A 6,579-nucleotide genomic window follows, 5' to 3' on the forward strand; every position below is an offset into this window, starting at 1 on the left:
TGGCGTATTCTTGGCGTATTCTTGGATTAAAAGTTTTATAAACGTAAGGTATTTTCTTAATTTTGGAGAATAACTTAAACTAAAAATTTATAGATAATGGCATTCGATATTGATATGATTAAAAAGGTGTATGCCAACATGTCGGAGCGTGTTGATAAGGCACGTGAGATTGTTGGTAAACCTTTGACCCTTTCAGAGAAAATTTTGTATTCCCACCTATGGGATGGCACTCCTAATAAGGCATTTACAAGAGGTAAGGACTATGTTGATTTTGCACCAGATCGAATCGCTTGTCAAGATGCCACTGCGCAAATGGCTTTGTTGCAGTTTATGCAAGCAGGAAAACCAAAAGTAGCCGTACCTACGACAGTTCATTGCGATCACCTTATACAGGCAAAAAGTGGAGCTGTTGCGGATTTGAAAGTGGCCAATACGTCCAGTGCCGAAGTCTTTAATTTTTTGGAATCCGTTTCCAATAAGTACGGGATTGGTTTTTGGAAGCCAGGTGCCGGTATTATCCACCAAGTTGTTCTTGAAAACTATGCATTTCCTGGTGGAATGATGATAGGAACCGACTCCCATACGGTGAACGCCGGTGGACTGGGAATGGTTGCTATAGGTGTTGGTGGTGCGGATGCCGTGGATGTTATGGCAGGAATGGCTTGGGAACTGAAGTTTCCAAAATTAATTGGAGTAAAATTAACAGGTAATATCTCTGGCTGGACATCTGCCAAGGACGTTATTTTAAAAGTAGCCGGTATCCTAACTGTAAAAGGTGGAACAGGTGCTATAATAGAGTATTTTGGTGAAGGTGCTAAAAATCTATCCTGTACAGGTAAAGGAACCATATGTAACATGGGTGCCGAAGTTGGGGCAACCACTTCTACCTTCGGATACGATGCGTCAATGGAAAGGTATTTAAGGGCTACGGATAGAAACGATGTTGCGGATGCTGCAAATTCAGTCAAGGATTATTTGACTGCCGATCCCGAGGTATATGCCAATCCGGAAAAGTATTTTGATGAATTGATCGAGATAGATTTAGATACGCTTAGGCCTCATCTTAATGGCCCGTTTACCCCAGATTTAGCTACTCCGGTAGGACAGTTGGGAGAAAAAGCGAAGGCTAACGGATGGCCTATGAAAGTGGATTGGGGACTTATAGGGTCCTGTACCAACTCCTCTTATGAGGATCTGACCAGGGCTGCCTCCATAGCTCAACAGGCCGTTGATAAAAAGGTAAAACCAAAATCCGATTTTGGTATCAACCCAGGGTCTGAGCAAATCAGATTTACAGCGGAACGCGATGGTCTGTTACAGATATTCGAAAATTTGGGAGCAACGGTATTTACCAATGCCTGTGGTCCTTGTATAGGACAATGGGATCGTAGTGATCTAAAAGGTGAAGAGAAGAATACTATAGTGCATTCCTTTAACCGTAACTTTTCCAAGAGGGCGGATGGAAATCCAAATACCCACGCTTTTGTAGGTTCGCCCGAGATGGTGGCGGCTATAGCTATTTCTGGTAGATTGGATTTTGATCCTATGAACGACACCTTGATCAATGAAGACGGACAAGAAGTAAAATTGGACGAGCCGATGGGAATTGAATTGCCTCCTAAGGGATTTGAAGTGGAGGATGCAGGTTACTTGGCGCCAATGGAAGATGGTTCCGGGGTTCAAGTAAAGGTAGATCCCAAATCGGAGCGGTTGCAATTGTTGGAGCCATTTACTCCTATAAAACCAGAGAATCTTCAAGGAGCTAAATTGTTGATCAAGGCATTTGGTAAATGTACTACGGATCATATTTCCATGGCGGGTCCTTGGTTGCGTTTCAGAGGTCATTTGGACAATATTGCCAACAATACGCTAATTGGAGCAGTCAACGCCTTCAATAAAAAAACAAATTTTGTAAAGAATCAACTTACAGGAGAATATGTAGGTGTTCCTGATGCACAAAGGGCATATAAGGCAGCTGGTATAAAAACAGTGGTTGTGGGAGACCATAACTATGGTGAAGGATCCTCACGGGAGCATGCAGCTATGCAGCCAAGACACTTGGGCGTAGCTGTCGTCATCGTGAAGTCTTTTGCACGTATCCATGAAACGAACCTTAAGAAACAGGGTATGTTGGGTCTTACCTTCGCGAACGAAAGTGATTATGACTTGATTCAGGAAGATGACACCTTCAACTTTGTAGATATAAAGGATTTTGCTCCTGAAAAGCAAATTACTTTGGAATTGGTGCATAAAGATGGTAGCAAGGATACTATTAAATTGAACCATACCTATAACCAATCACAGATAGAATGGTTTAATGAAGGCTCCGCACTTAACGTTATAAAGAAGGAGAACGCGGCCTAATTTAGAGCTGTAAATACTTTATAAAAACTCCTGATATTCATCAGGAGTTTTTTAGTTTTGACAAAAGGATAAATTAAATGAAAATTCGCAAAAAAACTGTTTTGAACATTGCTATAATGGCTTTAATTCTATCTTTTTTTGTAACGCCTCTGGGCGATTATAGCAAGGTGCTGCTGAATAAATGGTTCTCATTTTCCCCGGAAGTAACCAAGGAGATCAATAGGGGACAGATTAAGGATTACGATTGGAAACTTAAAGATGGCAATTGGAATTTTTTCAATTTTGAAAAGTCCAAAGGCCGTGTTGTCTTTATCAATTTTTGGAGGTCTTGGAATATCCCTAGTGAGGCTGAAGTTGAAAGTATCCAAAAATTGTATAACGATTACAAGGACAAGATAGATTTTTATATCATTACCAATGAAGAAAGGGAACCTGTGGAGAAATTTATGGCCGACCATGGTTTTACCTTCCCGGTTACCTATTCCATTGTAGGGGATCCCATGCCCGTAGACGGTTCCAAACCACCGCGGTCCTATTTGTTGGATAAGGATGGAAGGATTGTAATTAGTAAGGAAGGTGTGGCAGATTGGGATAATGATAAGGTAAAGGCCATTTTGGACGAACTTATTAGCAAATAGATACGATATGGTGCCTCCAAAAAAATGGATTGTTAACGGTGTATTTGTTCTTGCAGTTCTGATACTATTGTTTACTCCGATAGGTTTTAAAGTTAAGGTTTTTGCCAGTAAATTGTTGTCCACTAGTGCTGCTATGGTAAAGGAGGGGATGCAGGTTCCTTTGGATTCATATCAATGGAAATTGACCGATATGGAAAATAGAGCATTCGATTTTGAAGCTCAAAGGGGAAACGTAATTCTTGTGAACTTTTGGGCCACATGGTGCCCTCCATGTGTAGCGGAAATGCCAAGCATGCAGGAACTTTATAATGATTATGGCGATAAAGTTACGTTTATGTTTGTAACTTCTGACGACCATCAAAAAGTAATGGGCTTTTTAAAGAGAAAGAATTTGGATTTACCGGTGTACTATCCTGCTTCCCAGACTCCTAGTACACTTGAATCCAAACTTCTTCCAACTACATACATTATTGACAGGGACGGTAAAATTGTAGTGGCGGAGACCGGGGCAGCAGATTGGAACAGTAGCAAAACGAGAAACCTAATAGATGGCTTGTTGAGCAAGTAGTGATTGGAAGGCCCAGTATTATTTTTCTTTTGCTTTGAAATATTTAAAGGGGACGATTAACATTCCAAAACATTCCCCATCCTTTTTCCCTAAATGCTTATGATGCATTTTGTGTGCTCTCCTTACCCCTTTTGCATACCAATTATTCGCATTTCTGAATATTTTGAACCTTTGGTGTATAAAAATGTCATGAACAAGGAAATAAGCCGCTCCGTAAGCCAAAATGCCAAAACCTAATGGCCATCCATACCAAAAATTGGTTTGGGAACCCAGCCAAAAGAAAGTAATGCTAACGGCGGCGTAGAACAAAAAAAATGCATCGTTTCTTTCAAACCATGAATCGTGGTCCTTTTTATGGTGATCCTTGTGCAGTGACCACAAGAAACCATGCATAATATATTTATGGGTAAACCAGGCCATAAATTCCATAAAGGAAAAAGTAGCTAAGAAAATTAAAACCCAAATCGACATTTTCATTTTAAACCAATTTTAATTTATAGTTAATATACGATTTTACCAATAACCTAAATTTTTGTGGATCGGAAACCCGTATTCTAGTACTCATGATCTTCGACGAAGGTGTGTCCTGCAATTTTTTCAATAACTTAAAATAATATTTATATGCCGTGTAAACTCCAAACTTAGCTTCACGTGGTAGATGGATTATTCCAGAATATCCCAATTTAAAATCGGCTTTTATTTCCTCCACGATTTTGTTTTTGTCTTCTTCGGTCAGGTTGTTGAGATTGGTATTTGGAAAATAAGTTCTGTTCAATTCTTCAAAATCCGTTTTTAAATCCCTTAAAAAATTTACCTTTTGAAAGGCAGACCCCAACGCCATAGCGGAAGGTTTCAGCTTTTCGTAGGATTCTTGATCTCCTTTAACAAAGACTTTTAGGCACATTAAGCCAACAACATCGGCGGAGCCATAGATATATTCTTTATATTGACTATCTGTAAGATGAATCCTTTTTTCTAAATCCATTCGCATACTCTTCATAAATGAAGTGACTAGGTGAAGCGGGATGCCATATTTATAAAACGTGTGTTGAAACGAATTTAGAATGGGATTAAGGCTTATTTTTTGATCTAGGGCATCCTTCAAATCCTTCTCAAATTTATTCAATAAATACGATTTATCATAATCGTGAAAGCTGTCCACAATTTCATCGGCAAAGCGGACAAATCCATATATATTGTATATATCCCGTCTAATGGATGGTGCCAACATTTTGGTGGCCAAAGAAAAGGAGGTACTGTAATGTTCGGTGACGATCCTACTGCATTCTAGGGAAACAGCATCAAAAATTGACTTCATAACTAAGTTTTTTGATGTTTAACAATAAGTTCTGAGACTAATTTTCCGGAAATTAGGGCTGGTGGCACACCTGGGCCCGGAACGGTAAGCTGGCCTGTAAAAAACAGATTATCCACTTTTTTACTGTGTAATTTTGGCCTAAGAAAGGCTGTCTGCAAAAGGGTATTTGCCATGCCATAGGCATTTCCCTTGTAAGAATTGTATTGGTCAATAAAATCATTTACACAGAAGTCTTCTTTAAAAAGGATGCTATTTTCTACTTTTTGTCCGGTAAGTTTTTGAAACCTGTTTAAAATAATATCAAAATACTTGTTTCGAAGTTGTTGGTTGTCTTCCAAATCCGGTGCAATGGGAATTAAAAAAAAGCCTGTTTCGCAACCTTCCGGTGCCATACCGGAATCAGTAATCGACGGAAAGTTGGCATAGAAGAGGGGAGCATCGGGCCATTTGGGGTCATCGTAAATCTCTTTGGCGTGTTGCTCAAAGCTGGTATCGAAAAATAGGTTATGGTGGGATACGTTTTGTAGTTTTTTATCAAACCCCACATAAAATAATAAGGACGAGGGGGCAAAGGTCTTTTTGGTCCAATATGCCTCGGAATATTGGCGAAATTTCGGGTCCAACAATGTTTCTGAATGGTGATAATCGGCGCCACTTAGGACAACATCTGTTTTAATGGTATTTCCATTAACTTTAATACCTGTGGCCTGGCCCTCGGCTACTTCAATCTTTGTTACCGCCTGATCCGTGTAAATTTTGACTCCCAATTCCAAGGCCAAAAGCTCCATGGCCCTAATCACTTGGTACATTCCGCCTTTGGGGTGCCAAGTGCCCAGTCCGAAATCGGCAAAATTCATAAAGCTGTAAAAGGAGGGAGTTTTGTTGGGTTTGGCTCCTAAGAAAAGTACAGGAAATTCTAGGGTAGAAATCAGTTTTGGGTTTTTAAAGCGCTTACGGACCTCATCACTTATAGATTTAAAGAACTGGTCCAGACGCACAATGGTATCTTTGCTTACCAATTCAAAAGGGGAAAGGCCCGGGCGGAGTACTATCTTGTGAATGGCAATTTCATAATTGTCCTGTGCTTTTTTGATGAATTTGCGCAAAGGTTCTGCACTGCCTTTTTCTATCCGTTCAAATTCCTCACAAATTTTCTCCATGCTATCCCCAATGGTAATAGTATCGTCGGAAAAGAAAATTTTATAGGCAGGATCCAACTTGTCCAATTGATAGTAGTCTGATGTTTTTTTTTCAAAATCATTGAAAAAACTCTGAAATATATCTGGCATCCAGTACCAACTTGGCCCCATATCAAAAGTAAAACCATCCCGGACAAATTGCCTTGCTCGGCCCCCAACAGTCTTGTTTTTCTCGTAAATAGACACATCGTATCCCTGTTTTGCCAAATAGCAGGAAGCAGAAAGGGATGCAAACCCAGATCCGATGATAATAACTCTTTTGTCCATAGGTATTTATATATAATTTATGGCACGTCAATTTCACCAAATGCCCGTTTATGAAAATAAGGCTTATTTTCTAGATATGTAAGTCAATTTTTCAAATTGATCACTTATTCAATTGCTTTGCCGTCTGTTATGGGATCAAGAACAAAACTTGGGTCTGAAGTGAATAATTTATTTCTTTGCACTTTAAATTTAAGGGATGGACAAAGGAACCGATTTATCGTTATT

Annotated in this window: 6 protein-coding genes; 3 read left to right on the forward strand and 3 right to left on the reverse strand. The window is 39.6% G+C overall.

Going from position 1 to position 6,579, the window contains the following annotated elements; translation table 11 throughout:
• The first annotated feature begins 96 nt into the window (after positions 1-96).
• The 3 genes from MWU84_RS20100 to MWU84_RS20110 all read left to right on the forward strand — a co-directional run bounded on the left by MWU84_RS20100 (position 97) and on the right by MWU84_RS20110 (position 3,570).
• On the forward strand, positions 97-2,364 hold the full coding sequence (locus MWU84_RS20100; RefSeq protein WP_246905022.1) for an aconitate hydratase: 2,268 nt from the start codon (positions 97-99) through the stop codon (positions 2,362-2,364).
• Between the two features lie 77 nt (positions 2,365-2,441).
• Positions 2,442-3,002, forward strand: a complete 561-nt coding sequence (locus tag MWU84_RS20105; protein WP_246905024.1) for a TlpA disulfide reductase family protein — start codon at positions 2,442-2,444, stop codon at positions 3,000-3,002.
• 7 nt (positions 3,003-3,009) lie between these two features.
• Positions 3,010-3,570, forward strand: a complete 561-nt coding sequence (locus MWU84_RS20110; RefSeq protein WP_246905026.1) for a TlpA disulfide reductase family protein — start codon at positions 3,010-3,012, stop codon at positions 3,568-3,570.
• Between the two features lie 18 nt (positions 3,571-3,588).
• Here the strand turns inward: MWU84_RS20110 and MWU84_RS20115 are convergent, their stop codons facing one another.
• The 3 genes from MWU84_RS20115 to crtI are packed head-to-tail and all read right to left on the reverse strand — an operon-like array spanning position 3,589 to position 6,354.
• On the reverse strand, positions 3,589-4,047 hold the full coding sequence (locus MWU84_RS20115; protein WP_246905028.1) for a sterol desaturase family protein: 459 nt from the start codon (positions 4,045-4,047) through the stop codon (positions 3,589-3,591).
• Between the two features lies 1 nt (position 4,048).
• On the reverse strand, positions 4,049-4,888 hold the full coding sequence (locus tag MWU84_RS20120) for a phytoene/squalene synthase family protein (RefSeq protein ID WP_246905031.1): 840 nt from the start codon (positions 4,886-4,888) through the stop codon (positions 4,049-4,051).
• A 2-nt stretch (positions 4,889-4,890) separates the two neighbouring features.
• Positions 4,891-6,354, reverse strand: coding sequence for a phytoene desaturase family protein (gene crtI, locus MWU84_RS20125; protein ID WP_246905032.1), 1,464 nt, complete (start codon positions 6,352-6,354; stop codon positions 4,891-4,893).
• Positions 6,355-6,579 lie beyond the last annotated feature (225 nt).

Source organism: Arenibacter sp. F20364, from assembly GCF_023015905.1.
Classification (GTDB): Bacteria; Bacteroidota; Bacteroidia; order Flavobacteriales; family Flavobacteriaceae; genus Arenibacter.

Coding starts and splice junctions, on each gene's coding strand:
- MWU84_RS20100 (WP_246905022.1), top strand. CDS start 97: ATGGCATTCGATATTGATATGATTAAAAAGGTGTATGCCAACATGTCG.
- MWU84_RS20110 (WP_246905026.1), top strand. CDS start 3,010: ATGGTGCCTCCAAAAAAATGGATTGTTAACGGTGTATTTGTTCTTGCA.
- MWU84_RS20115 (WP_246905028.1), bottom strand. CDS start 4,047: ATGAAAATGTCGATTTGGGTTTTAATTTTCTTAGCTACTTTTTCCTTT.
- MWU84_RS20105 (WP_246905024.1), top strand. CDS start 2,442: ATGAAAATTCGCAAAAAAACTGTTTTGAACATTGCTATAATGGCTTTA.
- MWU84_RS20120 (WP_246905031.1), bottom strand. CDS start 4,888: ATGAAGTCAATTTTTGATGCTGTTTCCCTAGAATGCAGTAGGATCGTC.
- crtI (WP_246905032.1), bottom strand. CDS start 6,354: ATGGACAAAAGAGTTATTATCATCGGATCTGGGTTTGCATCCCTTTCT.